Origin of the sequence: Alkalidesulfovibrio alkalitolerans DSM 16529 (assembly GCF_000422245.1) — a bacterium.
GTDB classification, from domain to species: Bacteria; Desulfobacterota; Desulfovibrionia; order Desulfovibrionales; family Desulfovibrionaceae; genus Alkalidesulfovibrio; species Alkalidesulfovibrio alkalitolerans.
This window is the reverse complement of sequence record NZ_ATHI01000004.1, coordinates 164,791-190,205: the sequence shown is the minus strand read 5'-3', so window position 1 is coordinate 190,205 and position 25,415 is coordinate 164,791. Positions and strand designations below refer to the sequence as shown.

Below are 25,415 nucleotides of genomic sequence, written 5' to 3'. Positions count from 1 at the left end.
TCCAGCATATACAAGGCACGAAAACGGTTGTCCACAAGTCCGGGCGCCTCTTGGCCCGTAAGCGTCCGCTCAGGACGATATGCCTGTCCCGCACCCGATTACCTCTGCCAGGACGCGCGCGAGATCGCCGGAGGACACGGGCTTGGGCAGGTGGGCGTTCATGCCTGCGGCCAGAAAACGGTCGCGATCGCCCTGCATGGCGTAGGCGGTGAACGCGATCACCGGGATGTCACGCGACAGGCCGGGAATACCTGCCTCGCGGATCAGGCGCGTGGCCGCCAGACCGTCCATGCCCGGCATGTTGACGTCCATGAGCACCACGTCGAAGAGACTGCCGCTGCCGTCCTTGGGCGGCAGGCCGCACGAGGCGCACGCCTCCGCCATCCGATCGCCGTCCGTGGCCAGCACGCAACAATGCCCGGCCTCCGTGAGCATGTCCTCCATATAGATCCGCACCAGTTCGTTGTCCTCCACCAGGAGCATCCGAAGCGGCTGAAGATCGCCCAGGCGGACTGGCGCCGCCGCCGAGGCGGCCGCATCATCCGGCCGCGCTGCCGGGCAGAGCAGGATGGTGAAGTGAAACGCACTGCCCTCTCCCCGACGGCTTTCAAGCCACAGGTTGCCGCCCATCTTCTCGGCGAGTTGCTTGGAGATGGCAAGGCCAAGGCCCGTGCCGCCGCGCACGCTCGAAAGCGCCGGGGCGAGCTGCGAAAAACTCTTGTAGAGCAGGTGCTGCTTGTCGTCTGGGATGCCTATCCCGGTATCGCGCACGGTCACGTGCAGGATGTGGCCGCAGTGGCCGATGGGCTCGAACGGCCCGCGTCCCTCCGATGCGGGGCGCGCGTCCACGGACACAGTCACGCCGCCATGCTCGGTGAATTTGATCGCGTTGGAGAGCAGGTTGCGTACAATCTGCCCCAGACGGGCGGGATCGGCCCGGCCCCATTCGGGCACGTCGCAGCCGATCTCCACAGCCAGCGAAAGGCCCTTTTCGAGCGCCAAGTGCTGGAATGGGGCGGTCTGCTCCAGAATCGCGTCGCGCACCTCGAAGACGCGGGGAGCGAGCTCCAGGCGTCCCGCCTCGATCTTCGAAAGATCCAGGATGTCGTCCACGAGTTCGAGCAACACCCGGCCCGACTGCCGCAACATCTCGAAATACCGGGCGCGTTCCGTGGCGTCCGTTGTCTTCGCGGCCATCTCGGTCATGGCCAGAATGCCCGCGATGGGCGTGCGCACCTCGTGGCTGATGCGGGCCAGAAAATCCGATTTGACGCGGCTGGCCTCCTCGGCCGCGGCGCGGGCCCGGACCAAGGCGTCCTCCATGCGCTTTCGCTCGCTCATGTCCACGAACATGAGTTGCACGATGCTCTCGCCGATGAGCGTGGCCGAGACGTCGGCGGGCATATAGTCGCCGGTGCCGCGCTTGAGCCGTCGCTCGATGCGCACGGTCTCGCCCGAAAGCACCGCGTCCAGGCGCACGGGCACGGCGCGTATGTCCTCGGGATGCAAAAGGTCGTGGTAGCGACGGCCCACAAGGTCGCTGAAGGAGAAGGCCAAAAGCTCCAAGGCGCGAGGATTGGCCTCGTGGATGCGCATCTCGCGGTCCATGAGCATGACGCCTTCCGCTCCGCGCTCGAAGAGCATGCGGTAACGCCTTTCGGACTCGGTCAGGGCGTCCAAGGCAAGTTTTCGTTCCGTGATGTCGCGTGAGGTTACGATGCAGCCGCCGACGCTTCCATCCTCCTCCAATACAGGGCGGTAGGTCACGGCGCGGTAAGTGCGCCCGAAGGCGGGATGGCGGAACCAGGCTTCGTCGTGGACTTCCTCCCCGCGCAGGCAGCGGTCCAGACAGGCCTTGACCACGTCGTCGAAGGCCGCTTCGCCAAGAAGCTCGCCGATGGTGCGCCCCACGATCTCGTCGCGGGAGCGGCCATAGGCCTTGAGATAGACGTCGTTGACGGCTTGAAAGACGTAGTCCTGGTCCACGAAGGCCATCATGTCGCCCGAGGCGCGCAGCGTGGCCCGGAACCGGTCCATGATGCCGCCCTCGGCGTCCCTCTCGCCCTGGCGCGGAGCCTTGGCCGCCGCGAGTTCGTCCGTCAGCGAGTTCAGCCGTGCGCGCAATTCGGCGTTATCGCGCATCAGCCGCTCGTGGGCTGCGTCCATCGTATCGCCGTTTCGGCGCCAAGACATGACATCCGCCTTTTTCCCCCTCATCGCCCCCCGATCGCCGCCCGGAAAACTTCCAGACGCTCGAAACTACCGCCTGCCCGATGCGCTGTCAAAAGCCCTGTGGCCCTTCCGAGCGCGTAAAACCGGTCCAGGCGGGGAAGTTGAGACGCCCTGATGATCTTTCAGAAATACCAGCGCCAGGATCGTCCCGCGTCGAAGAGATCGCGCAAGGTCACAATGCCTCCGTCCTTCAGTTTGCGCACGAGAAAGATGAAGAGATAGGCTGTTTGCATGGCGTCGGCCAAGGCGTCGTGGGCTGGAAAGCGAGGCAGGCTGTGTTCCTTGGCCAGATCTGAAAGGTTGTAGGAGACATTCAAATCGAAGCGGTCATAATAGTTCTCCCACATCTCCTCGCGATGGATCTTGGCCATGCGCATTGTATCCAGGCAGGGATTGGCAAGCTCCGCGCCGAACAGCCGCCTGCAGGCCCGGTTCAAAAAGCTCATGTCCAGGCCCACGTTGTGGCCCACGATCAATGTGCCGTTCAGAAACTCCACGAACTCGGGCAACACCTTGTCGAGCGGCTCGGCTCTGGCGGCCTGCGACGGGGTGATGCGGTGGATCAGGGTCGAGGTCTTGGAGACGTCGCCGTCGGGCTTGACCAGACGCGAGAACGTCTTGTCCGGGACGATGGACAGTCCTTCGAGCCTGACCGCGCCGAGCGAGACGATCTCGTCGCTGCACGGATCGAGTCCGGTCATCTCGGCGTCGAGGACCGTGAAGGCGCATTCGTCCAGCCGCTGGTCGTGGTCCACCTTCTGGAAGGCGGCGCGGTTGGCCGCCATGAGCGGATGCTTCGGCGTCCTGCGCAGAAACGGCAGCACGCAGGCGGCGGTGTCCATGATCGAGAGCATCCGTCTTTCCTCCCTCAGCCTTGGATGTGAAATTCCTGGCGCACGAAGGATTGCAACTCGCCGATGACGCCGAAAGCCTCCTTCAAGGTGCGCTTCTCAAGCTCGGTCAGGTTGTCGAGATCGAGGTGGTTGTCGGGCGCAAGCCCCTGCTCCATGAGCCGGAGCTGATGCACGAGGCGGATCTGGGAGACGAACTCGAAGGCTTCGGCCGCCTCGGCGTGCAACTCGCCCGAGAGCAGGCCGGCGTCGCGGGCCAGGGCGAGCCGCGCCAGCGTGTTGCACTCCACCAAGCCAAGCCGCAATGCCAGCAGCCTGGCCACGTCCACGAAAGGCATGATGCCCCTGGCCTTGAGGTCCAGGCGGTTCTTGTGCTCGCCGCTCTTCTCGACCACGAAATTCTTGAAGAACGACAAGGGCGGCTTGGCGCGCAGGCAGTCACGGGCCAAAAAGCCCAGGAAGACCTCGTTCTTTGCGGCCTCGCGGCAGACCTCCTCCTTGATCCGGCTGCCCAGTTCAAAAAAGCCGAAGCCGGGCCGCATGTCGAAAAATATCGTGGCATGCAGCACCCGCTCGGGCTCGGGACGGCGGATGATGTCGCGGAAGAAGTTCAGCCAGTCCTCGTCGGGCATGTTCCAGCGCTGGTTGGAGGCCATCATCTCGGCCGGACAGGGCGGGAATCCGCAGCGCACCAGATGGGTGATGGCCGCACGTCCGAAATTGATGAAGTATTCTCGCGCCTTGGCCGCTTCCCCGGGCTTTTCGGGCAGTCTGAAGGCCAGGGCGTTGTCCTGGTCGGTGCGGAAGGTCTGCTCGCGGCGCCCCTCGCTGCCCAGGAGCAGCCAGCAGAACGGCGCGGGCGGCGGACCAAGCTCCTCCTGCAAAAGCGTCAGGATGCGGTCCAAAAGAGCCTCGTTCAGGACCGCGATCATGCGGCCCACGCTGCCCGCCTTGGCCCCCTCCTCGATGAGCGGCCGGACCACGAGCGGCACTTTTCCCGATAGCTGGTACAGCCCTTCGAAGGTTCGTTCGCGCTCGATCTCGCTGAACAGGCCGAAGGGCGAGCGGCCTTGCAGGACCATCAGGTCGTGCGAGGTTATGACGCCCGCGATGTGCGCGTCCCTGGTCACGCCGAGGTGGTGGATCTGGTGCTTCATCATGGTCAGCAGGGCGTCGAAGCAATTCTCGCCTGCGGTCACGGAGCGCACCGGGCCGGACATGATCTCGGCCACGGGCCAGTTGTAGTTCAGCCCCTGGGCCACGACCTTGTAGCGCAGGTCCTTGTCCGTGACGATGCCCGTCACCTCGCCCGCCCGGTCCGTGACGAGGAGCGAGCCCACGCCCTCCTCGGCCATGACCTCGGCGGCGCGGCGGATGTCGGTGCCCTCGTCCACGGTCACAGGCGCGCGGCGCACCACGTCACCCACGCGGGTGGCGAAGAGCGGCAGGCTCGATTCGGAGCGCGGGGGTACCCTGCGACGGCGAAGCTCACCGAAGGCCTTGGAGACGTAGGTCTCGGAAAAGCTCTTCAGAAAATACTGGGCCATGGCGGGTTCGCTGTCGATGAGCCCCTTGAAGACCGCGACGGGCATGCGGAAGACGAAGGTGTCCTCCACGGTGGCAGCCGAGAGATTGGCCGTGCCGCCGCGCACGGCGGAGAGCACGCCCACCACCGCGCCCTCGCCCCGGAAATCGGCCAGGGTCTCGCCGCCCTCTTCGTCGTCGAGGAAAAGCCTGACTGCGCCCGACTGGATGACGTAAACGTCCTTGAGCACGGTCTCTCCCCGGGTCATGAGCCTCGTGCCCGCCGGAAAGAAGTCGATGGCGCAGACCTTGGCCACCTTGGCCAGGGTCTCGGGCGCCAGCTCGGAGAAGGGCAGCGTTTTGCCCAGGAACTCGACCACTACATTGACGTCGGCATTCACGACTTCTCCTTCGCGTTCCTTTCCCCCAAGGGGGGCCGGGCGGCCCCCTGTCCCTGGTTCCTAAGCCGCCCGGCCCCGGGCCGGAAGTCTCCCCACCTCCGGCGATTAGTGATCCACGGCCGCGCCCGCGCCCTTGGGGATGCGCACGGATTCGACCAGATCCCGGATCTCTTGCGGCGGCGGCGGCGTCATGGCCGAAACCGCCCAGGTGACGACGAAGTTCAGGCACATGCCGACCGCGCCGATTCCCTCCGGCGAGATGCCGAAGAACCACGGGGACACACCCATGAACTTGGTCTGGACGATGTAGAGCATGGTGAAACCGATGCCCGCGATCATGCCCGCGATGGCGCCTTCCCGGTTGACCCTGTTGGAGAAGATGCCCAGCACCAGGATCGGGAAGAAACTCGACGCGGCCAGGCCGAAGGCCAGGGCCACCACCTGAGCCACGAAGCCCGGTGGATTGATGCCGAAGTAGCCGGCCACGAGCACGGCCAGGCCGATCATGATCCGGCCGATGCGCAGCCGCTGCTTCTCGGTCGCCTTGCGGTTGATGACCCGGTAGTAGAGGTCGTGCGAGATGGAACTGGCCACCACGAGCAGGAGCCCCGAGGCGGTCGAGAGCGCGGCGGCCAGGCCGCCAGCGGCCACGAGCGCCACGACCCAGGCGGGCAGATTGGCGATCTGCGGGTTGGCGAGCACCATGATGTCGCGGTCCACGTAGAGTTCGTTCTCGTTGTCCGTGGGCGCGTTGGCCACCAACGGCTGGCCGTGCGGGCCGGTCTCGCCCGTGAAGCTCAGCCTGCCCTTGAAAGGATCGCCCGCGCGGTATTGGATGATGCCGTCGCCGTTCTTATCCACCCAGGCCACGAGACCGGTCTTCTCCCAGTCCTTGAACCACTGCGGAGCCTCGGCGTAGGGTTTGTCGTTCAGGGTGTCCACCATGTTGTAGCGCGCGAATCCCGCCACGGCCGGGGCAGTGGTGTAGAGGATGGCGATGAAGAGCAGCGCATAGCCCGCGGAGAGCCTGGCCGCGCGCACCGTGGGCACGGTGTAGAAGCGCACGATGACGTGCGGCAGACCCGCTGTGCCGACCATCAGCGCCAGGGTGATGCACAACACGTCGATCATGGATTTCTGGCCGGGACCGTAGGCCGAGGTGTAGGCCGCGAATCCCAGATCCTTGTTGATCGCGTCGAGCGTCTCCAGCAGGAAGCGGCCCGCGTGCGTCCCCTCGGTGATGGTGCCACCGAAGCCGAGTTGCGGGATGGGGTTGCCCGTGATCTTCATGGAGATGGCCACGGCCGGGATGGTGAAGGCGATGATGAGCACCACGTACTGGGCCACCTGGGTCCAGGTGATGCCTTTCATACCGCCCAGGCCCGCGTAGAGGAACACGATGCACATGCCGATGACCACGCCCGTGGTCACGTCCACTTCCAGGAAGCGCGAGAAGACGATGCCCACGCCGCGCATCTGCCCGGCCACGTAAGTCAGGGAGACGAAGATGGCGCAGACCAGGGCCACGACGCGGGCCGTGGTGGAGTAGTAGCGGTCGCCCACGAAGTCGGGCACCGTGAACTTGCCGAACTTGCGCAGATAGGGCGCGAGCAGGAGAGCCAGGAGCACGTACCCGCCGGTCCAGCCCATGAGATACACGCTACCCTCGAAGCCGGAAAAGGAGATGATGCCGGCCATGGAAATGAACGAGGCCGCGCTCATCCAGTCCGCGCCCGTGGCCATGCCGTTGGCCAGGGGAGGCACGCCGCCGCCCGCCACATAGAAACCCTTGGTGTCCTTCACGCGGGACGCCCAGGCGATGTACATATACAGCCCGAACGTCAGGCCGACGATGATGTAGGTCCAGGTGAGTATGCTCATGACTACTCCTCCACGTCATATTCCTTGTCGAGCTTCCGCATCCGCCAGATGTAGACGTAGATCAGCGCGACAAAGACGTAGATGGAGCCCTGCTGGGCAAACCAGAATCCCAGGGGGAATCCGCCGATGACGATGGCGTTCAACTGGTTGACCAGCAAAATGCCGAAGACGTAGGAAACAAGCGCCCAGATGGAAAGCAGAACGATCATAAGGGAAACGTTCTTCTTCCAATATTCCTTGAGATCAGGTTGATTCATGACCGCCTCGCTCGCATGTTTGAAGTCTTACGCCGCCTTGCCTCGCCTCGCCTCACGCGCCGACGATACCTTCGGCCGCTAGGCTCGGCGCAATGCGATACGCTCCCAGGGTCATACCAACCTCCCTCGATTTTCCGCCCCGGCCCGATTGCCATAGCGGCTCTTGACCCCCTTCCTAGATGACGCGGATCATCCGGGCGACGCTTTTTCGGTGAACGGCTGAACGGTTCCCTCGAGCCAGCCGGGCGGACCCGTCGCCGCCGCTTGGCCCAGGTCATTCGCCGTTCACCCCCGAACGAGGCCATTCGCCGTCCGCCTTCTCTTTTCAACCCGCATCTGATAGGGGGGTCGTCAAACAGGCGGACAGGCACTGGGCATGAACATTCTCGACATCATATTCTGCGTCATCCTTGGATATTTCCTGCTGCGCGGCTTTATCAACGGCCTGGTGCGGGAGGCGGCCTCCATCGTGGGGCTCGTGGTCGGCTTCTACGCCGCCAACCATTATGGCGACGTCCTCGTTCCCCAACTCGCGGACTTCATGGGCAACGGCGGACACGCGGACACGGCCTCCTACCTGCTCGTCTTCGTCGGGACCATGTTCGCGTCCTGGATCGCGCTCAGGATGCTCTCGGGGCTTCTCAGGCTTCAGCTTCTGGCCACGGCGGACCACGCCATGGGCGGGCTGCTCGGCTTTCTCAAGGGCGGGTTGATCTGCGCGGTGACCGTGCTGGCCATGGCCACCTTCATCCCCGACTCGGAATACCTCGTCGAGTCGCGACTCTCCCCGCACATCGCCAAGGTGGCCGCGCACATGGCTGGCTATCTGCCGGACGAGATGCGCCAGACCCTGGAAGACAGTCAGAAGAAGCTTTCGGACATCCATTTCCGCATGCCCGACAAAATCCTGTCCTTCTGAACCGCGCTCCGACCACTCCCCAACCGCGAGGCTCCATGAAGACCGAAGAAGCGTTCACGGCCCTGTCAGACGTCATCACCGCCCTGCTCTCCCCCACGGGCTGCCCCTGGGATCGCAAGCAGACGCCCGAAAGCCTGTGCGACTACGTGGTCGAAGAGGCCTTCGAGCTCGTCGAGGCCATCCGCTCGGGCGACGTGGCCGGGGCGCGCGAGGAAATAGGCGACGTGATGTTTCTGCTGCTCTTCGTGGCCGAGCTCTACGAGCGGGCTGGGGCCTTCAGCCTCAAGGACTCGCTTGAGGAGAGCGCGGCCAAGATGATCCGCCGCCACCCCCACGTCTTCGCGAACGGCACGATCTCCTGCCAGGACGACCTGTTGCGCACCTGGGAGCGCATCAAGCGGGCCGAGAAGTCCGACGAAGAAGGACGGCCCGCCGGGGTCTTCGACTCGCTGCCGAGGGGGCTGCCGCCGCTGCTCAAGGCATACCGCATCCACTCCAAGGCCGCTCGGGCGGGCTTCACCTGGGCCTCGGACGAGGCCGCGCGGGCGCAGTTCGCGGCCGAGATGCGCGAACTCGACGAGGCCGTGGCCTCGGACGATGCCGAACGCATCGAGGCGGAGTACGGCGACGCGCTGTTCACCTTCGTGGAGCTTGGCCGCCGCCTGGGAGTGAAGGCCAACGCCGCCCTGGACAAGACCAACGCCCGCTTCCTGACGCGCTTTGCCCGCATGGAATCCCTGGCGCGGGAGCGGGGCAAGGACGTGGCCGAACTCGATATGGCCGCTCTGGACGCGCTGTGGGACGAAGCCAAGGCCGAAGAACAGCGCGGCCTTAAAACCGGTCGCGACGCGTCCTGAGCACGTCGGCCCCATTTCGGCAACCTCTTGCCCCCATTGGCGAAAAAAATAATTCCCCCTGAAATGGAAGGTTGTTAGGCCATGTCCACTAAGGGCCTACGCGGCCATGGCCGAGGCTGACACCCTGTCCCGCCTCCTTCATCAACCATTCCCTCCTCCCCCGGGGCGGCGCGGTGCGCCGCCCCAAACCATTGAAAGCCACCTGCGGCAACGTTGTCTTCTTCCACTTGACCGCGCGGCCGTTTGCGGCTGAAATGGGCCGCCTTTCAAGGAGACCGACATGAGCGCACTGTACGACGTCCGGCCCGGGGTCAGGGACTTCACGGCCTACGTGGCCGGCCTGTCCATCGACGAGATCCGCCAAAAGTACGGCCTGAGCCGGATCATCAAGCTGGCCAGCAACGAGAATCCGCTTGGCGTACCGCCCCTGGTCCAGAAGGTGCTGCGTGAGCGCGCGGCCGAGGCCTTCCGCTACCCACGCCTGGGCAACCCCGAACTGAACGCGCGCATCGCCGCGCATCTGGGCGTCGGGCCGGAGCGGATCATCGCGGGCAACGGCTCGGACGAACTCATCGACCTGCTCGTCCGGATCAAGGCGCGGCCGGGCCAGGACAACGTCGTGGCCTTCACGCCCTGCTTCAGCATGTACGGCATGTGCAGCCGCATGCTCGGGGTGGAGTTCCGTCAGGCGCCGCTTCGCGCCGACTTCACCTTCCCCTTCGACGACCTCATCGACACCTGCGACGAGAACACGGCCCTGGTCTTCGTGACCAGCCCCGACAACCCCTCGGGCTACGCGGCCACGGCCGAGGAGCTTGCGGATCTGGCCCGACGGCTGCCCGAGCGCGCGCTGCTGGTCATCGACGAGGCCTACGTCGAATTCGCGGACGACCCCGCGAAGCGCTCGCTGCTTTCGCGCCTGGACGAATTCCCCAACGTGGCCCTGACGCGGACCTTCTCCAAGGCCTTCGGCCTGGCCGGGCTGCGCCTGGGCTACGGCGTGCTGCCCGCCTGGCTGGCCGAGATCGCCCGGCCCTGCCAGATGCCCTTCTCGGTCAACCTTCTGGCCACCTACGCGGGCATGGCCGCGCTCGACGACACGGTCTTCCTGCAGGAGACCCTGCGCATAACGCGCGAGGGCCGCGAATGGCTGACCCGCGAGCTGACGCGGCTGTCCTGCGAACCCGCGCCCTCGCAGTCGTCCTTCATCATGTTCCGCCCGCCCGCGCGGCCGGGGCTCGACGCGCGCGGCGTGTTCGAGGCCCTTCTGACGCGCGGGATCATCGTCCGCCACCTGGGCGGCTTCGGCCTTGCCGACCGTTTGCGCGTGACCGTGGGCACGCGGCGCGAGAACGAGACCTTCATCGCGGCCCTGGCCGAGGTGCTGCATGGCTGAGCGACTCATCGTGACCCTGGACGGCCCGGCTGGCGTGGGCAAGACCACGCTGGCCAGACGCCTGGCCGAGGAACTCGGCGTGGCCTACCTGGACACCGGGGCCATGTTCAGGGCCATCGGCTTCAGCCTGGGCGAGGGCGCGCGCGACTGGCCCGAGGAGAAGCTTTCGGCCGAACTTGCCACGATGCGCTTTGCCATCGAGGGCGCGGGCGCGGACACAAGGCTTCTGGTCAACGGTCACGAGATGGGCGACGAGATCAGGTCCGAAAAGGTGGGGCTTTTGGCCTCGGCCGTGGGCACACTGCCCCCGGTGCGCGAGGCGCTCAAACGCGCCCAGCGCGAGATCGGCCGCGAATGCTCGCTGGTGGCCGAGGGGCGCGACATGGGCACGGTGGTCTTTCCCGAGGCGCGGGTGAAATTCTTCCTCGACGCCACGCCCGAAGAGCGCGCCACGCGGCGCGTGCTGCAGTTGCGCCAAATGGGCCAGGAGGCGGACTACGACGCCATCCTGGTGCAGATCAAAGTCCGCGACGCCCAGGACAGGAACCGCGCCGTGGCCCCGCTCAAGCCCGCCGAGGACGCCATCATCGTGGACACCACGAAGCTCGACGTGGATCAGGTCTTCGCGGAACTCAAGCGGCTGGTGGCCTCCGCCGCCTGACGCGCCGCCCGCAAAAGGCCGTGCGAACGGCATTGCCGGGCGATTTTTCGGGCTATTCTTCCACGCTGTCCAAGGCCCCGGACGTGTCGGGCTCTTCGGCAGGGCCGGGCGTGCGCACGGCCAGCAGCCGGACCTCCACCCCGTGCTCGCGCGAGGCGGAAAGCCCGTAGATGCGCTCGGCCTTGAGGCTGAAGTGGTCCAGGCTGTGGTGGCTGATGATGAGCACCTGAATGCCCAGCCGCTTTGCCACGGCCTTGACCACGCCGATCAGGCGGGGCACCAGCTCCGGCTTGAGCCAGCAGTCCTGCTCGTCGAGCACCAGAAACGGCCTGTGGCGCGCGGGATCGAGCTGCGAGAGCGCGATCAGGCGAAGCCCCACGGAGAGGATGTTGCACACCGAGCCGCCCTGGCCGGTGAGCACGTCCTCGGTGCAGCCGTCCTGCTCGATCTCGAAGTGCACGTGCAGCCGCCCGCCGTAGCTGCCGCGCACCGCCCGCACGGTCCGCTCCTGGCCCAGGATCTCGCGGATGGCCTGGGTCAGGCTCTGCTCGATCTCGGAAAGAAGCTCGCCGAACAGCGCGTTGGAGAGGTTTTCGAGCAGCGCCTCGGCGCGCGGCAAAAGCTCCAGGAAGGCGCGCGTCTCCACAAGCTCCTTTCCGGTGCGCAGCCGCTCGTCGTGCCGCGTCCGGGCCAGGGCCCGAAGGCTGTCCAGGCGGCGCGACAACCCGCGCGGGTCGGGCAAATCGGGCAAATCGGGCAGGCCGGGCAGGTGTTCGTTCATGCGCCCCCTCCCGCGCGGCGCAAACGGCCCGTGGCCGCGAGCCACAGCGCAAGCCCGCCCAGCGGCACGACCCCGAGCGCGCCGAGATAGGCCACGAACAGGTCCTGCCCGCCTCCGATCGCGAGCGTCACCAGGGTCGCGCCCACGGTGTTGGTCGAGGCGTGGGCCAGGCACACGGTCCAGATGGTGCCCGAACGCTCGCGCAGCCAGCCGAAGATGACCGAAAGGAAGATCAGGTTGGCCGTGAAGACGATCTGGCCGAGCAGCGGGTCGTGCGGGAAGTTGTAGCCGCGCAGGTTGAGCGGCAGGTGCCACAGCGACCAGATGACGCCCACGGCCACGGCGGCCGCGCCGGGCCTGCCCGCGCACAGGCGGCGCTGCAGCCAGCCGCGCCAGCCGAACTCCTCGCCGAAGAGGATCAGGGCGCTTGGCACGGCCATGAGCATGGCGTTGACCAGCACGCCCGATCCGGCCAGGTCGCGCAGATGTCCGGCGTCCGGGCGCGCGTCGGCCAGGGCGGCCAGGCCCGAGCCGAGCGACCAGTCCACGTGCGCGAGCGACAGGACCTGCGCGAGGAGCAGGATCACGGCCCCGGCCGCGAGCGGCCACAGCCAGGCGAAGAGATACCACGGCAGCGCGGCCTTAAGGCGCGGGGCAAGGCCCGCGTCGGCGAAGCCCTGGCGCGTGGCGAGCCGCGCGGCCGTAGCGCCCAGGGCCGGGCCGAAGGAGGCCAGCAGATAGAGCGCGGCCATGTCCGTGGAGCCGGGGGCGTGCCCCGCGCGCGAAAGCAGCTCCCAGACCAGCCAGGAAAAGCCGAACGCGACGGCCAGGAAAACCGCGACGCCCCGGATCACGCCTGTCCCTCGGCCGCCTTCTCCAGGGCCGCGAGTCCGGCCTGGATATCCTGCACGTGCCGCTTGTACTCCTCCACCAGCCGCGCGTTCTCGGCCCTGCGCTCGGCCAGGAGCTTCTCCAGCGCCTCGGGGTCGGACGTGCCGTACTCCGCCTGCGCCCTGGCCTCCAGTTCGGCAAGCTGGCGCGTCAGGTTCTCCAGGTTCTGCTCGTTGCGCACGCGCTCCTCGCGCAGCCGCTCGTACTCCTTCCTGAGCGCGTCGAGTTCGCGCTCCAGGGCCTTGTCGTCGGGTCCATGCTCATGTTTCGCGGCCATTGCCGGTGACCTCCTCGTACAGTTCCCAGACGAGCTTCGCCTCGGGCAGCTCCGGGTTCAGGTTGGCGGACAGAAATTCGCGCAGCCCCGCGCCTTCGGCCGTGCGCCTCCAGGCCAGCCGCTCCAGCCCGGCCAGGAAAGCCGAGGGCTCCCTGGCCCCGCCCGGCGCTTCCTCGGGCAGCGGCTGGTCGGGAAAGACCCGCTCGAAGGGCAGGTGCGGCACGGGCACGTGCGTCAGGTCCTCGCAGCCGGGCCGCCAGATGGAGGCGGCCGGGACGCGCTCGCGCGTGCGGCGGCTGAAGGTCAGGCGCGTGACGTTGCCGGGGTTGGCCCAGCGCGTGCCGCCACGGACAAGCGTGGGCTGCGGCCGGTGGATGTGGCCGTTGACGACCCAATCCACGCCCTCGATCTCGCGCGGCGCGACCTGACGGTCGGGAAAATCCGGGAACCCGATGTTGTGGTGGCAAAGCCAGACCACTTCCTCGTCCTCGGACTTCTCGAAGACGCGCGGCAGGGGAAAGCCGTCGGGCGAGGCGCAGATAAGGGCCGCGCCGCCCGGCGTCTGAAGCCGGAAGACCGGCCCGGCCTCGTCGATGAGGCGCACCACCCCGGCCGCCCGCAGCACGGCCACGGAGCAGTCGTCCGTGAGCCGCGTCTGGTACTTGTCGTGGTTGCCCACGAGGGTGAAGGGCCGGTGCGGCCCGAAAAGCCCGATCAGGGCCACAAGCAGGGAGTTCGGGTTGTCGCGCGGCCAGTGGAACAGGTCGCCCAAAATCACGGGCACGAGGTTGTCGCGCGCGGCCCTCTCCAGGCAGAAGGCGAGTTTCGCCAACACCTGCTCCATGAAGCCGTCCAGACGCTGGCCCGGCGGGGTCGCGGCCACGTGCGGATCGGGGATCAGGAGCAGCCCCTCGGCCTCGATGGTCTTCGTCACGCGCCCTCCTCCTCGCCCAGGAAGGCGGCCGGGTCGAAGGTCTGGCCGCAGGTGGGGCAGCGGTCCGCGCGGGCCAGCGCCTCGCGCACGCGCTTGGCCGTGGCGTGCAGGGCGGCCTTGGTCCCGTCCAGGGCGTTTCGCGCGGCCGAAACTTCGGCGCGACGGCGCGAGACGTCGCCAAGAAGCGTGCGCAGCCGCGCGGCCCCCTCCATGGCCGAGGCCAGATCGGGCGGCTGAGCGAGCCCCGCAAGGCCCGCGACGCGCGCCGAAAGCCTCTCCCGCCCGCCTGTGACGGCGCGCAGAGCCTGGATTGTCTGCGCAAGTCCGGCGGTCTCGCCTGGTGTTGGCGGCGGGGAAAGGGGCGAGAGCGCGGCCTGCCTGGCCCTGCTCTCCCCTTGCCGCGCCCTGAGCCGCGCAATACCCGACGCGGCGTTCGCGAGCGTGGCGGCGTCGGCCAGCGCGGGCGGGCCGAAGAGCCCGGCCAGGGCCTTTTGCCGCGCCGTGGCCGCGCAAAGGCGCTCGCCCGCGCCATGGTGCGCGGCCAGCCATTCAGCCAGGGGCCGTACGGGCGAAAGCGCGGGAGGCTCGATCACGCGCGAAAGTTTTTCGGTGCGCCGCGAAGCCGCGTCGCGCCTGGCCGCAAGGCCCTGCAGCGCCTGGATAGAGCGCTCAAGCAACGGCTCGGCCGCAAGGCGCTCGCGCGCCTCGTCGTGCAGCCGCTCCACCCGCTCCACGCCCAAAACCGCCTCGGGCAGCGCGGCCAGGGCCAAGAGCCCCTGGTCCTGGGCCGCGATGCGCGCGCAAAGATCGCGCTCGGCGCGCCGGGCCTGCTTGCCGCGCTCGGCCAGGGCCTTTTGCATGGCCAGCAGGTGGGCCGCCTCGGAGGAGGCGGCGAAGAACGCGGCCATGACCGAGGGCGGCTTGTTGAGCAGGAAGATCGGCTCGCGCTGGTTGCCCAGGTGCACGTCCACCCCGCCGTCCAGGCTCTCCACCTCCACGGGTGAAAGCCTGAGAATCCCCGCCACCTCGGGCGGCACGTTGCCCTTGCCGAGCTTGGCGAAGACCTCGGGCTCGGCCGCGCCCGGCCGCAGGACCTCATAGATGGCGTGCTTGGGCCGCCGCACCCAGGTCACGGCCGTGCCGTCGTCGAGCAGCGCCGTGACGCGCGCCTCCTTGGCCCCGTGGCGGATGAAGTGCTTGGGCGTAGGGTTCGTGACCAGGCAGCGCAGCGCCTCGACCACGGCGGATTTGCCCGCGTTGTTGGGGCCGGTGAGCACGGTCAGGCCGGGCCCGAACTCGATTTCGGTGCGGCCGTGGGCCATGAAGTTTTCGAGAACCAGGCGGGAGAGCATCAGTAGCGCGGCCTGCCCTTGGATTCGGCGTGGAAGGCAGCCACGCCGATCTCGGCCATGCGCCGGTTCATGTCGATCCAGCGCGAGCGCAACGGCTCTTCGAGCCCGGATTCGGCGCACGGAAAATCCGGGCACTCGAAACAGAAGTCCACCTTCCTGCTCCTGGCGCACCCACCCACGCGGCAGCCGCCGTGCAGGCACTGGCCGGTGCGGCAGCCCGTGCAGCGGCCCTGGGCGAACCAGGCGGCCATCTCCCGGAACTGGCCGTAGTTGGCGAAGACCGGATCGAAAGCCGCGAAGCGCGGCGCATGGCGCTCGAAGTTGGTCAGCGCCTCCAAAAGCGCGGCCGCGTGCGTCCTGACCGGTCCCTCGTGAAAGGACAGGCAGCGGGCGCACGACAGGCCGCAGGGGGCCAGATCGCGTCTGGCCTCGCTCATCTCGTCCATGGTTCCTCCAATGCGGTCAGAGCCTCCAAGGTCTTCAGCGCGGGCGTGAGTTCGGGCAGCGTCGCGGCCAGCCGCGTCGCCTTGGCCGCGAGGTCGTCTTCCTGGCGCCTAAGGTCCGCCGCGATCAAGCGCGCCACCTCGGCGGCCGGGTGCAGGGCCTGAAGCTTCAGGCGGTTGCCCGCCGCGTTGGCCGCGGCGGCCCGCTCCACGCGCGAGGCCGCGCCCGAGGACTTCAGGTGACGCACGGCCAGATGCCCCTGGCAGACCGCGAAACCGCCCTGAATCCCGCGCCGCACGTCGCGTTCCAGGTCGTCGTACTGCGAGGGCGAGAGGCGGATGTCGAAGCCGCCGCCCGCGCGCAATTCCGCGGCCCGGAAGAGGTGGCAGCAGCCCGTGACCGTGGTGCACGGCGCGAGCATGTCGAGACGGCCCCGGTCCGGCTCGCGCGCCTGCGGATTGTCCACGCGAAAGCCCTCCTCGTCCAGCAGCAGATGCTGCCCCGCGTGCTGGACGATCTGCGGCGCGGCCGCGTCCACCACCTTGGCCCCCCAGACGAAGGCCTCGGGATGGGTGGCCACGGCCGCGCCCAAAAGGCCGAAGGCGTCGGGCGGCAGGAGCGCGTCGTCGTCCAGGAAACAGACGAAATCGCGCGCCATGACCTGGGGCAGCGCCGAAAGCCAGTTGCGCGCCCCGGCCGCGCCCACGTTCACGGGCAGCCGCACGGACGCGAAACGCTCGCCCATGCGATCGGCAAAGGCCCGCGCCACCTCGGGCGTTTCGTCCGTGGAGCCGTTGTCCAGAAGGACCACCAGAACGTCGCCAGCCCCGTGCACGCCAGACCCATGCGCGCCAGACCCATGCGCGCCAGACACGGCGGGCAACAGCGCCTCGAGCGTCCCGGCCAGCGGCTCGGCCTTGTTCCAGGAATACAGGCACACGGCCAGCGAGCCGGGCAAGGCGGCCCGCGCGCGGTCCACGTCCAGGGCCAGGTCGTGCAGTGTGCGCCAAAGCCCAGCGTCCCACGGACGCTGGCCGAGCACGGCCGCAAAAAGGCGCACGGCCTCCTCGCGCCTGCCCAGGCGGCGCAGGGACTCGGCCGCGAGCAGGCGCGGCCGCTGCCAGCCCGCCATCTCGCCCTCTTGGAGGAACGCGGCCAGGGCCGACAGCGCGGCCTCGTGATCGCCGCTGCCAAAGGCGCACTCCGCGCGCACAAAATCCCGCACGGGTCCGGCTGCCGCATGCGTCGCCACATGCGCGGCGAGCCAGCCCTCGCGGGCCGCGAACCGGCCGAAATGCCAGGCTTGGTGCAGCCAGAAGGGCGCGGCGTTGCGCGCCAGACGCCCCTCCAGGAAATCGAGCAGCTTTTCGCCCTCGCGCCGCTCCACGAGACGCTGGAAATACCCCACGCCCTGCACGTCGGGGTCCGCATCCTGCACGGCGGTCAGGAGGGCGCGCGCGTGGGCCGCGCGACGCCCCTTCGCGTTCGGCCGCAACGACCGCTGCCGCCGCCTCGCCGGAAAACGGCGCGCTCTCCAGGGCGTCGAGGCGCAGGGCGCGGGCGAGCCCAGGCAGCCCCTGGGCGCTGGCGAGGTCGGCCGCGCGCAGCAGGTCGCGCTCGCCAGCAGCCCCGAAAAGGAGCATGGCGCGCGCGTCGCGCAGCGGATGGTCGATGGGATGGCGCATGTTCATGTCCGTGTGCCCGTCTTTGCAGCCAGTGTGTCCAAGGCGCGGCAAAAGATCAATCCACACCCGCTCGCCCGCCCGGCCCGCGCCCGCTGGCCAGCCAGGGGCACATGGCCAGGGCCTGCGCAGAAAGCGCGCCGGACGCATCGTGCAGCACGAGCGGGGCTTCTACCGCAAGGCCGGGCCGACCGCCCTTTCGCGCCTCCAAAAGCGCGAAGCGGGCCGGGGCGTCGACCTTGGGGTGGACGCACACCAGGCGCTTGGCCGCGAGGCCGTGGGCCGCAAAGGCGGCGAGCATGTCGGCCAGACGCCCGGCCGCCACGATGAAGGCGGCCCGGCCGCGCTCAGGCAGTACAAAGGACGCGGCGGCCGCGAAGTCGGCAAGCAAGGCCCCGGTCTCGGCCCGTGCCCGCTCGCGGGCCGCGTGCGGACTCATTCGGCCGCGCCCCGGCCTGAACCAGGGCGGATTGCAGACCACCTGGCCGCAGCTTTCGGCGGGCACGAGCTCACGGATGGTCCGCACGTCGCCGGGCACCGCCCGCCAGCGCTCCGAAAGCCCCAGGCGGCGGGCGTTCTCGCGCGCGCAAACCAGGGCCTCCTCCTCGATCTCCAGGGCGTGCACGACAAGCTTTTCCCCGCGCAACGCAAGCCCGAGCCCCACGGCCCCGCTGCCCGCGCCCAGATCGAGCACCGGGCCGCGCCCTGGATGGGCGAAAGCGGCCAGAAGCAGGGCGTCGGCGCCGAAGCGGTGCCCATGCGCGGGCTGCGCCAAGCCGCGCGGAAAGCGCTCGCGCGCGGTCTGGCTCATGCGGCCTTGTTGCGCGTGAAGCGCCGGGCGAGCATGGAGGTGAAGAGCCTGGCCTCGGGCACGCGCAAGGCCCAGGCAGCCGCCACATAGAGCGCGCCGAAGACCGGAATGGAGCCGATGGCCACGGCCTTGCCCAGGGGGATCACGGCCAGACAGCCAAGCCCCACGCCCGCCGAAAGCAGTCCGGAGATGAGGGCCGTGCGGCCGATGCGCGGGACGCGGCCGACCTCGCGGCGCATGATCGCGGCCAGGATGGCCACGTTCACGAACCCCGCGACGCTCACGGCCACGGCCAGCCCCACGTGCGCATAGTGCTGCATGAGCGCGTAGCCCAAGGTGACGTTGGTGAGGACGCTGACAAAGGCCACGATCACGGGGGTGCGCGTGTTCTCGCGCGCGTAGAAGGCCGAGACGTAGGGCCTGACCAGGGCCACGGCGGGCAGGCCCACGCCGTAGGCGGCCAGGGCGGCCATGGTGGCCGTGGCGTCCGTCTGGGTAAAGGCCCCGCGCATGAAAAGCAGTTCCACGATGGGGCCGCTCAGGGCGATGAGCCCCACGGCCGAGGGCAGGCTGATGAAGGTGATGAGCCCAAGCGAGGATTCGAGCGTCTCGGCGAACTCCTCCTTGCTGTCCGAGGCGGCGAGTTTGGCCAGGCTCGGCAGCGCGGCCGTGGCCACGGCCACCCCGAAGACGCCCAGGGGAAACTGCACCAGCCGGTCCGCGTAGTAGAGGTAGGAGACGCTGCCCGTGGGCAGAAGCGAGGCAAGGAGAGTGGAGAGCAGGATGTTGATCTGATAGACGGCCGCGCCGATGACCGTGGGCAGCATGAGCTTGCCCACGCGAAAGACGCCGGGGTGCCGCCACGACCATTCGCCGCGCCAGGAAAAGCCGCGCCGCCACAGGGCGGGCTGCTGCATGGCCCATTGCGTGAGGCCCGCCACGAGCACGCCGAAGGCCATGGCCGTGGCCACGTCGCCAAGGGCGTAGTGCCCCACGAGCGCGGCCGCGATGAGGCAGACGTTGAGCGCGCAGGGGCCAAGCGCAGGCATGAGGAAATGGCCCATTGAGTTGAGGATGCCCATGCACAGCGCCATGGCCGAGACGAAGAGGATGTAGGGGAAGCAGATGCGCACCAGGTGCACGGTCAGCGCAAACTGCTCGGGATTGTCGCGAAAGCCCGGCGCGATGAGGCCCGTGAGAGGCGCGGCGAAAATGACCGCCAGGATGCAGACGCCGCCCACGACCACCAGCAGCCACATCTGGATGGAGCGGGCCAGGGCGTGGGCCGCGGCCTCGCCCTGCTCCTCGCGGATGCGCGAGTACACGGGGATGAAGGCCATGGTCAGGGAGCCTTCGGCGAACAGCGAGCGCAGGAGATTTGGCAGGCGGAAGGCGACGAAGAAGGCGTCGGCCACAAGCCCCGCGCCCAGGGCGAAGGCCGTGACGAGATCGCGCACGAAGCCGAGGATGCGCGAGGCCAGCGTGGCCAGGCCGACCACGGCGGCGTTCCTGGCGATGGCGCGGGAGTGGGTGGTCACGGGGGCGGGGCTCTCCTTGGGCCGCGACATTGCCACAGCGCGCCGCGTGCGGCAAGACGCACCCCCAAAGCCCTGGCCGGTGCAGCTTCGCGCGCGGCCCGTCAGGCCACCTGCACCAGGCCGTCCTCGTACACCTCGACGATGTATGGCGTGCGGCAGACTTGGCAGTAAAAAGCCTTGCGCCGTTCGTCGTCCTCAAGGCGCACGTCACGCTTCTCGGCGCATCCGGGACAGCGCACGCGCAGGCATCCGCCGCTCTTTTGCAGGCTTCGCAGACTGTAGAGCATGATGGCCTCCGGGTTTGCTCCGAAAGAAAAAAGCTTTCGATCGTGGCACATGCTTACGCCCGGAGGACGTTGGTGTTCCATCGCCTGGGCGATACTTCGCGGCCTCGCGCCTCGATTGCTGGAATTGGCCCGACCCGCGCGCCCCAGGAAATCGCGGGGCCAGGAACGCGCGAAAGCCCAGGACGAGCGCACGGTCAGCGCGCTCGGGCCTGGGCTTCTTGCACCGACTCGGCGGCGGAGAATCTTTGCGGGAGTTATTTTTCGGCCTTCTCCAAAAGCTTCAGCGGGTCGAGAATGGTGATCTTCTTGCGGCCCACGCGCACCAAACCCTCTTCCTGGAATCGCTTGAGGAATTCGCTCACGGTCTGCTGGCACGATCCCGTCATGGCAGCCATCTGTTCCTGGGTCAGGGCCACGGGCAAGATCACGGGCCTGCGCCAGGAATCCTCGGCGGAAAGTTCGTCGTGGGCGATGTAGACCAGGAGCTTGGCAAGCCGAGTTCCCACATCGCAGGACATGAGATTGCCGAGTTGCTCGCCCAGGTAGCGCAAACGGCGGCCCAGGATGCGGATGACCTTTCGCGTGGCGCGGAAGTTCTCGGCCAGGAACTTCTCGAATTCGCGCTTGTCGATCTCGTGCAGCACGCACGGGGACAGCGCCTGGGCGTTGGCCTTGCGCGTCTCGGACTCCATGACCTCGGCCAAGCCGAACATCTCCCCGCCATGGCGCAGAAAGAAAATAGGCTCCTTGCCCGAGGCGGCGATGCGGAAAATCTTGATGAGTCCGTGCTCCAGATAGAAGCACGACTCCCCCGCATCGTCCTCGAAAAAGATCATGTCACCCTTGGCCAGTTCCCGCCGCCGCGAAAGGCGCAGGAAAGCCTCCCGTTCGGCTGCAAGGTCCGCGAAAAAATCGTCCTCGCCCAGATGCCAGTCGTGCGTGGCCACCGGGTCGCTCCTTGTGATCGAATACATATAATCTACCCCAGATGTCTGACAAAGGCAAAGCGACGCCCCAGGCCGTCGTGACGGCCCAGAGCGTCGCGCCCCTCGCGTTCACTTCATGCTCGCGCGGCCTTGCGGCCGCGTCTTCGTTTCTTTCGCCCGCCGCGCGCGCCTGGCCACGCCCAGCACGACCCCGGACTGACCGAATTCACGCAAGCGCTTCAATCCATGGGCAGCAACCCGTGGCGTCTGTAAATGTCGTGCGCCGTTGCCGACGACAGAAAGGAAAGAAGCCTCGCGCCCCACTTTCCGCCGTCCCCCACGAGCCCCGCGTGGGTTAGGGAGACGACGTTGCCCGACGCCGGGTCGGGCCGCTCCACGCTTCCGCCGAGGGGAACCGCGTCGAAGACGTCCGGGAAGATGCGCAGGTAGCGCAGGGCGAGATGATAAAAGACCATGGCCGCGTCGGCCTTCCCGTCGGCCACCGCCTGGGGCGCTTCGCGATGATGGATGCTTTCGCCGAAAAGAACCTCGCCGCGCGCGATCTTGTCGTCGGGAAAACCGCTTGCTGCCAGGGCCTCCGGGGCCATGGCCCGAAGGGTCGCGTGATAGGCCGCAAAGCTGGCCTTCTCCGTCTTTGGGTTGGAGAGGAAGAGGCGGACGTCCTCGCGCGCGAGGTCCGCGATCCCGACGATACCCTTGGGGTTGCCCTTTTGCGTCAAAATGACGCTGCCCTGGTTGCGAACGAACGGGATATGACCGCGCATGAACCCGTCCGCCACGAGACCGTCCAGGATCTCAGGCGGCGAGATGAAGACATGGGGCGTGGCGCTTATGGTCAGGTTGCCGAGGTGCAGTCCGCCGCTTCGGAGCATGGCGGCCACCACGCCCGGCGGCGTGGTGGCGTAGAAGACGGGCAGGTCGCCGTTATCGCGCGCGAACCAGTCCAGGCACTGCAAAAGCGCCATGTGATGGTTGCCGTCGGAAAAGACCGCGAGCCGGGCCCGCGCGGGGTCGCCGTGGAAGTCCAGACAGATGTTCGATTCCGGCTGCAGCCAACGCACCCCGTCGCCCGACCGGCCCGCCCGCTCCTCGGGCCAGTCGAGACGAAATCCTCGGCGGAGGGTCGGGTCTGCGCTCGGCGTCATCCCACGGCCGCCTTCTTCTTGAAGGAACCCCACGTCGTCTTGAAGACGATGTAGAACGTGAGGGCCATCAGGATCATGGCCACCGGCCTGGAGAAGAACATGTACGGATTGAACTGCGAGGAGATGACCACCTGTTGCAGCGCGGTCTCCCAGATCGGGGCCAGGATGAAGCCGATTATGAACGAGATGAACGAGAAGTCGAACTTGCGCATGAAGTAGGCCAGGAAGGCGAAGAAAAGCATCAGCTTGACGTCGAAGGTCGAGTACGCGGCCAGATAGGAACCCATGATGCAGGTGAAGATGATGACCGGGTACAGGATGGAGGCCGGTGTCTGCACGACCCGGCACGACGCCCTGAGGCCGACGCGGCCCACGCCGAGCAGGAAGATGTTGGCGATGATGAGGCTGCCGAAGATGGAATAGATGAACTGGGCGTTCTGCTCGAACATGAGCGGGCCGGGAATCATGCCGTGGATGACGAACGCACCGATGAGCAGGGCCGCGGCCACGTTGCCGGGGATGCCCAGGGTGAACAGCGGGATGAGACTCGACGCCACGACCGCGCTGTTGGCCGACTCCGCGGCCGCGATGCCGTCGAGCTTGCCGGTGCCGAACTCCTCGGGGTTCTTGGAGCGCTTCTTCGCCTGGTCATAGGCGAAGAACGAGGCCACGGGAGCGCCCAGACCGGGCAACGCGCCCACGGCCGTGCCGTAGCACGACGACATCAGGATCGTCTTCAGACTCTTGCGGTATTCGGCCCAGGAGATGAAGCGATCCTCAGGCTTGTCGGAGAAGGCCAGGGTGCACTCATGGCCACCGATTTTGATGAAGCGCTCCATCTGGATGATGATTTCGGAGAAGGCCAGCATGCCGATGCCCACGGGAATCAGCGAGATGCCGCGTTCGAGTTGGTACAGACCGAAGGTCAACCTGGGCAGGGCGGACACGGGCTCCATGCCCACGGTGCCGACGAGGATGCCCAACGCGGCGGCGATGAGCCCGCGCGTGAGGGATTTGGTGCCCAGGCCCGCGATGATGGTCATGGCCAGGCAGATCAGGGCGAAGATTTCCGGCGGCCCCATGTACAGGGCCACGGCCGCGAGGGGAGCCGCCACGAGGATGAGCACCAGCGTCGCGAAGGCGTCGCCCGAGACCGACGAATACAGGGCCATGCGCAGGGCTTTTTCGCCTTTGCCTTGTCGCGCCAGCGGGTTGCCGTCCCATGAAGTCGCCGCCGCCTCCGGCGTGCCCGGCGTGTTCAGCAGGATGCCGGAGATGGCCCCGCCGTAGAACGCGCCCTTGTTCAGGCCGACGAGGAAGCCGATGGCCGCCACCGGCGACATGTAATAGGAAAGCGGGATGCACAAGGCGATGGCCATGGGGCCGTTGACGCCGGGAATGGCCCCGGCCAGCACGCCGAATGCGACCCCGATGAAGACGAAAAGCAGGTTCACGGGCTGTATGGCGTCCAGGGCCCCTGCGATGATGAACTCGATCATATGCGCTCCGGTCGGAAACGTTCGGGTTTTACGGCAGGGGCACACCAAGCCCGTAGACCATCAACACGTACATGACGCCCACGGGGATGGTCGCCACGAGCAACCCCGTCAGCGGCTTGGGCCGCAGGCCGATATACTGGATCGCCAGCAGAAACAGGATTCCGGCCGGAACGTAACCAAGCCAATGCATGGCGGGCATGACAAGAAGACAGGGGATCATAAACCTGGCGAGATGCACCAAGTGCACCTTTTTCGCCTGGTAGCCGTTTTCCTGGGGCTCTTCCGTCGGCTTTTCCGGTTCGAGGAGGTTCTTCTTCTTGAGCACGAGATAGGCGAGAAAATTTTGTGCCAGCGCCAGGAGCGAAAGCACCAGAATGATGCTTACGGCGACGTTGGGCAAAAGCGCCGCGGAAACGCCGTACCCCGGATACTCGGGGGTGTACGCCGGGATGATCCACGTCAGGAAGGCCACGCTTCCCAGTGCGATCCCACCGTAAATCAGGTTGTCTCTTGTTCTGCTTGTCATCCCCATCTCCATTGAATCCCGTCATTTGCCATGCGAAAACATATCAAAAGGCCGTATTGATATGTCAAATTTATGAAAAAACATTTTTTCAATTTGCGCATACACACAACAACCTGCATTGAACGAACGGGACACTGCATGTCAAAATCATTCTTTCAACATTGTCAATGTCGTATCAATTCATTCACGAACAATCGCTTGCGTATTATTTGCAGTCTGCCGGGCACACCATTCCAAGCGCACCCGGCAGACCGCAATCCTCGTCGGACGTTCGCCTTTCGCGATCCCCGACGTCCCCCTCGCGGATGGACTACTGCTTCTTCGCTTCCGCCGCCTGCTTGCCGAAGCGGTCGTTGGCTTCCTTCATATAAGACAGGGCGGCCTCGCGGCCGAAGGTCACGGGTGCCATGATCAGTTCGTCGGTGATGAAGGTGCGGAACTTCTCGTTCGCGGCGACCTTGTCGATGGCCTGGTTCAGACGATCGAGAACCGGCGCGGGCAGCCCCTTGGGCGCGACCAGCACCACGAACATTTCGACGGACTCGTCCCAGCCCTGTTCGCGCAGGGTGGGCACGTCCTGAAGCTGGGTGAGGCGCTGCGGGGTGGTGGCGGCCAGGAGCTTCAGTCGGTTGGCCTTGACGTACTCGAACAGGATCGCGCCCAGATGCCCAAGGTCCACGTGGCCGCCCATGACGGCGGAGATGATGGACGGGCCGCCGGTGCTCGGCATGAGGGACAGGCTGACGCCTTCCTTGGCGGCGATGCGCTGCATCACGTCGCGGTCGTCGGAGCCCTGAAACATGTAGGTCAGACCGCGCTTTTCATTGCGCGCCCACTCGAAGGCTTCCTTCAAGTTGGTCCAGGGACGGTTGGGCGCGCAGACGATGCCGCTCTGGTTCAGGCCGAGCATGGAGAGATACTCGAAGTCGTCGAACGTGTAGCGGGTCTGGACGTAGTGGGGCGAGTAGGTGAAGGCCGCCGTGGCCGAAACGGCCAGGGTATAGCCGTCGGGGTCGGAAGCCTTGAGCTCCGCGGCCATCACGCTGCCGTGGGAGCCGCCGGGCATGTTGGTCACCAGGACGGGCTTGCCCAGTTCGGCGCTCAGGGCGTCGGACAGGGCGCGGGTCAGAAGGTCGATCTGGGCTCCCGGCCCGGTCATGGTCAGCATCTTGATCGGGCGCTCGGGATAATTGGACGCCTGGACGGGCTGCGCAAGGCACATCCCGGCCAGGAAGACACAGAGAAACAGGGTTACGATGGCAGAACGCATACTCCCTCTCCTTCGGTTAGACATTGCGATTCACGATACCACGCCGACAGTT

Annotated in this window: 24 protein-coding genes; 4 read left to right on the top strand and 20 right to left on the bottom strand. The window is 67.0% G+C overall.

From position 1 onward, the window contains the following. Positions 1–69 precede the first annotated feature (69 nt). The 5 genes from DSAT_RS14740 to DSAT_RS02920 form a co-directional block, all read right to left on the bottom strand. On the bottom strand, positions 70–2,166 hold the full coding sequence (locus DSAT_RS14740; protein ID WP_161656088.1) for a PAS domain S-box protein: 2,097 nt from the start codon (positions 2,164–2,166) through the stop codon (positions 70–72). A 188-nt stretch (positions 2,167–2,354) separates the two neighbouring features. Continuing rightward, positions 2,355–3,086, bottom strand: coding sequence for a 3'-5' exonuclease (locus tag DSAT_RS02935; protein ID WP_020886094.1), 732 nt, complete (start codon positions 3,084–3,086; stop codon positions 2,355–2,357). Between the two features lie 14 nt (positions 3,087–3,100). Beyond that, positions 3,101–5,008 carry a putative nucleotidyltransferase substrate binding domain-containing protein gene (locus DSAT_RS02930; protein WP_020886093.1) on the bottom strand — a complete coding sequence of 636 codons (1,908 nt, stop codon included), beginning with the start codon at positions 5,006–5,008 and terminating at the stop codon, positions 3,101–3,103. Between the two features lie 105 nt (positions 5,009–5,113). Further along, a complete protein-coding gene (locus DSAT_RS02925) occupies positions 5,114–6,889 on the bottom strand; it encodes a sodium:solute symporter family protein (protein WP_020886092.1) in 1,776 nt (591 codons plus the stop codon). A 2-nt stretch (positions 6,890–6,891) separates the two neighbouring features. Continuing rightward, positions 6,892–7,146 carry a DUF4212 domain-containing protein gene (locus tag DSAT_RS02920; RefSeq protein ID WP_020886091.1) on the bottom strand — a complete coding sequence of 85 codons (255 nt, stop codon included), beginning with the start codon at positions 7,144–7,146 and terminating at the stop codon, positions 6,892–6,894. 376 nt (positions 7,147–7,522) lie between these two features. On the opposite strand from DSAT_RS02920, the gene DSAT_RS02915 reads away from it, so the two are divergent. From DSAT_RS02915 to cmk, 4 genes are all read left to right on the top strand, one after another. Next, positions 7,523–8,065 carry a CvpA family protein gene (locus DSAT_RS02915; protein WP_020886090.1) on the top strand — a complete coding sequence of 181 codons (543 nt, stop codon included), beginning with the start codon at positions 7,523–7,525 and terminating at the stop codon, positions 8,063–8,065. A gap of 35 nt (positions 8,066–8,100) precedes the next feature. After that, the gene (mazG, locus tag DSAT_RS02910; protein WP_020886089.1) at positions 8,101–8,922 is read left to right on the top strand and encodes a nucleoside triphosphate pyrophosphohydrolase; all 822 of its coding nucleotides are present in this window, start codon (positions 8,101–8,103) and stop codon (positions 8,920–8,922) included. Positions 8,923–9,202: 280 nt separating this feature from the next. Continuing rightward, positions 9,203–10,318: a histidinol-phosphate transaminase gene (gene hisC, locus DSAT_RS02905; protein WP_020886088.1), complete on the top strand. Its 1,116-nt coding sequence runs from the start codon at positions 9,203–9,205 to the stop codon at positions 10,316–10,318. Next, positions 10,311–10,979, top strand: a complete 669-nt coding sequence (gene cmk, locus DSAT_RS02900) for a (d)CMP kinase (RefSeq protein WP_020886087.1) — start codon at positions 10,311–10,313, stop codon at positions 10,977–10,979. The genes hisC and cmk overlap by 8 nt, the downstream gene beginning before the upstream one ends. A 52-nt stretch (positions 10,980–11,031) precedes the next feature. On the opposite strand, the gene DSAT_RS02895 is transcribed toward cmk, so the two are convergent. The 15 genes from DSAT_RS02895 to DSAT_RS02825 all read right to left on the bottom strand — a co-directional run bounded on the left by DSAT_RS02895 (position 11,032) and on the right by DSAT_RS02825 (position 25,363). Next, the gene (locus DSAT_RS02895) at positions 11,032–11,760 is read right to left on the bottom strand and encodes a P-loop NTPase family protein (RefSeq protein ID WP_020886086.1); all 729 of its coding nucleotides are present in this window, start codon (positions 11,758–11,760) and stop codon (positions 11,032–11,034) included. Continuing rightward, complete coding sequence (locus DSAT_RS02890) at positions 11,757–12,614, bottom strand: CPBP family intramembrane glutamic endopeptidase (RefSeq protein ID WP_020886085.1); 858 nt, start codon at positions 12,612–12,614, stop codon at positions 11,757–11,759. The genes DSAT_RS02895 and DSAT_RS02890 overlap by 4 nt, the downstream gene beginning before the upstream one ends. Beyond that, the gene (locus DSAT_RS02885; protein ID WP_020886084.1) at positions 12,611–12,928 is read right to left on the bottom strand and encodes a hypothetical protein; all 318 of its coding nucleotides are present in this window, start codon (positions 12,926–12,928) and stop codon (positions 12,611–12,613) included. The genes DSAT_RS02890 and DSAT_RS02885 overlap by 4 nt, the downstream gene beginning before the upstream one ends. Then, a complete protein-coding gene (locus DSAT_RS15730; protein WP_020886083.1) occupies positions 12,912–13,862 on the bottom strand; it encodes a metallophosphoesterase in 951 nt (316 codons plus the stop codon). The genes DSAT_RS02885 and DSAT_RS15730 overlap by 17 nt, the downstream gene beginning before the upstream one ends. Next, entirely contained in the window at positions 13,859–15,214 is a 1,356-nt protein-coding gene (locus DSAT_RS15725; RefSeq protein ID WP_020886082.1) for an AAA family ATPase, read from the bottom strand. The genes DSAT_RS15730 and DSAT_RS15725 overlap by 4 nt, the downstream gene beginning before the upstream one ends. Then, a complete protein-coding gene (locus DSAT_RS02870) occupies positions 15,214–15,660 on the bottom strand; it encodes a DUF3795 domain-containing protein (protein ID WP_020886081.1) in 447 nt (148 codons plus the stop codon). The genes DSAT_RS15725 and DSAT_RS02870 overlap by 1 nt, the downstream gene beginning before the upstream one ends. After that, complete coding sequence (locus tag DSAT_RS02865; protein WP_020886080.1) at positions 15,648–17,153, bottom strand: glycosyltransferase family 2 protein; 1,506 nt, start codon at positions 17,151–17,153, stop codon at positions 15,648–15,650. The genes DSAT_RS02870 and DSAT_RS02865 overlap by 13 nt, the downstream gene beginning before the upstream one ends. A 245-nt stretch (positions 17,154–17,398) precedes the next feature. Beyond that, entirely contained in the window at positions 17,399–18,151 is a 753-nt protein-coding gene (locus DSAT_RS02860; RefSeq protein WP_020886079.1) for a tRNA1(Val) (adenine(37)-N6)-methyltransferase, read from the bottom strand. After that, positions 18,148–19,719: a murein biosynthesis integral membrane protein MurJ gene (murJ, locus tag DSAT_RS02855; RefSeq protein ID WP_020886078.1), complete on the bottom strand. Its 1,572-nt coding sequence runs from the start codon at positions 19,717–19,719 to the stop codon at positions 18,148–18,150. The genes DSAT_RS02860 and murJ overlap by 4 nt, the downstream gene beginning before the upstream one ends. Before the next feature lie 71 nt (positions 19,720–19,790). Beyond that, entirely contained in the window at positions 19,791–19,976 is a 186-nt protein-coding gene (locus DSAT_RS02850; protein ID WP_020886077.1) for a hypothetical protein, read from the bottom strand. Positions 19,977–20,230: 254 nt separating this feature from the next. After that, positions 20,231–20,950, bottom strand: a complete 720-nt coding sequence (locus DSAT_RS02845) for a Crp/Fnr family transcriptional regulator (RefSeq protein WP_052167314.1) — start codon at positions 20,948–20,950, stop codon at positions 20,231–20,233. A 191-nt stretch (positions 20,951–21,141) separates the two neighbouring features. Next, entirely contained in the window at positions 21,142–22,068 is a 927-nt protein-coding gene (locus tag DSAT_RS02840) for a molybdate ABC transporter substrate-binding protein (RefSeq protein ID WP_020886075.1), read from the bottom strand. Then, the gene (locus tag DSAT_RS02835) at positions 22,065–23,567 is read right to left on the bottom strand and encodes a tripartite tricarboxylate transporter permease (RefSeq protein ID WP_020886074.1); all 1,503 of its coding nucleotides are present in this window, start codon (positions 23,565–23,567) and stop codon (positions 22,065–22,067) included. The genes DSAT_RS02840 and DSAT_RS02835 overlap by 4 nt, the downstream gene beginning before the upstream one ends. 28 nt (positions 23,568–23,595) lie before the next feature. Then, entirely contained in the window at positions 23,596–24,093 is a 498-nt protein-coding gene (locus tag DSAT_RS02830) for a tripartite tricarboxylate transporter TctB family protein (RefSeq protein WP_020886073.1), read from the bottom strand. 310 nt (positions 24,094–24,403) lie between these two features. Next, positions 24,404–25,363: a tripartite tricarboxylate transporter substrate binding protein gene (locus DSAT_RS02825; protein WP_020886072.1), complete on the bottom strand. Its 960-nt coding sequence runs from the start codon at positions 25,361–25,363 to the stop codon at positions 24,404–24,406. Between the last annotated feature and the right edge of the window lie 52 nt (positions 25,364–25,415).

Bases quoted from the DNA above. Each gene is read 5' to 3' on its own strand.
- DSAT_RS14740 (WP_161656088.1), bottom strand. From the start codon at position 2,166: ATGGACGCAGCCCACGAGCGGCTGATGCGCGATAACGCCGAATTGCGC.
- DSAT_RS02935 (WP_020886094.1), bottom strand. From the start codon at position 3,086: ATGCTCTCGATCATGGACACCGCCGCCTGCGTGCTGCCGTTTCTGCGC.
- DSAT_RS02925 (WP_020886092.1), bottom strand. From the start codon at position 6,889: ATGAGCATACTCACCTGGACCTACATCATCGTCGGCCTGACGTTCGGG.
- DSAT_RS02920 (WP_020886091.1), bottom strand. From the start codon at position 7,146: ATGAATCAACCTGATCTCAAGGAATATTGGAAGAAGAACGTTTCCCTT.
- DSAT_RS02915 (WP_020886090.1), top strand. From the start codon at position 7,523: ATGAACATTCTCGACATCATATTCTGCGTCATCCTTGGATATTTCCTG.
- mazG (WP_020886089.1), top strand. From the start codon at position 8,101: ATGAAGACCGAAGAAGCGTTCACGGCCCTGTCAGACGTCATCACCGCC.
- hisC (WP_020886088.1), top strand. From the start codon at position 9,203: ATGAGCGCACTGTACGACGTCCGGCCCGGGGTCAGGGACTTCACGGCC.
- cmk (WP_020886087.1), top strand. From the start codon at position 10,311: ATGGCTGAGCGACTCATCGTGACCCTGGACGGCCCGGCTGGCGTGGGC.
- DSAT_RS02895 (WP_020886086.1), bottom strand. From the start codon at position 11,760: ATGAACGAACACCTGCCCGGCCTGCCCGATTTGCCCGATTTGCCCGAC.
- DSAT_RS02885 (WP_020886084.1), bottom strand. From the start codon at position 12,928: ATGGCCGCGAAACATGAGCATGGACCCGACGACAAGGCCCTGGAGCGC.
- DSAT_RS15725 (WP_020886082.1), bottom strand. From the start codon at position 15,214: ATGCTCTCCCGCCTGGTTCTCGAAAACTTCATGGCCCACGGCCGCACC.
- DSAT_RS02870 (WP_020886081.1), bottom strand. From the start codon at position 15,660: ATGGACGAGATGAGCGAGGCCAGACGCGATCTGGCCCCCTGCGGCCTG.
- DSAT_RS02860 (WP_020886079.1), bottom strand. From the start codon at position 18,151: ATGAGCCAGACCGCGCGCGAGCGCTTTCCGCGCGGCTTGGCGCAGCCC.
- murJ (WP_020886078.1), bottom strand. From the start codon at position 19,719: ATGTCGCGGCCCAAGGAGAGCCCCGCCCCCGTGACCACCCACTCCCGC.
- DSAT_RS02850 (WP_020886077.1), bottom strand. From the start codon at position 19,976: ATGCTCTACAGTCTGCGAAGCCTGCAAAAGAGCGGCGGATGCCTGCGC.
- DSAT_RS02845 (WP_052167314.1), bottom strand. From the start codon at position 20,950: ATGTATTCGATCACAAGGAGCGACCCGGTGGCCACGCACGACTGGCAT.
- DSAT_RS02840 (WP_020886075.1), bottom strand. From the start codon at position 22,068: ATGACGCCGAGCGCAGACCCGACCCTCCGCCGAGGATTTCGTCTCGAC.
- DSAT_RS02835 (WP_020886074.1), bottom strand. From the start codon at position 23,567: ATGATCGAGTTCATCATCGCAGGGGCCCTGGACGCCATACAGCCCGTG.
- DSAT_RS02830 (WP_020886073.1), bottom strand. From the start codon at position 24,093: ATGACAAGCAGAACAAGAGACAACCTGATTTACGGTGGGATCGCACTG.
- DSAT_RS02825 (WP_020886072.1), bottom strand. From the start codon at position 25,363: ATGCGTTCTGCCATCGTAACCCTGTTTCTCTGTGTCTTCCTGGCCGGG.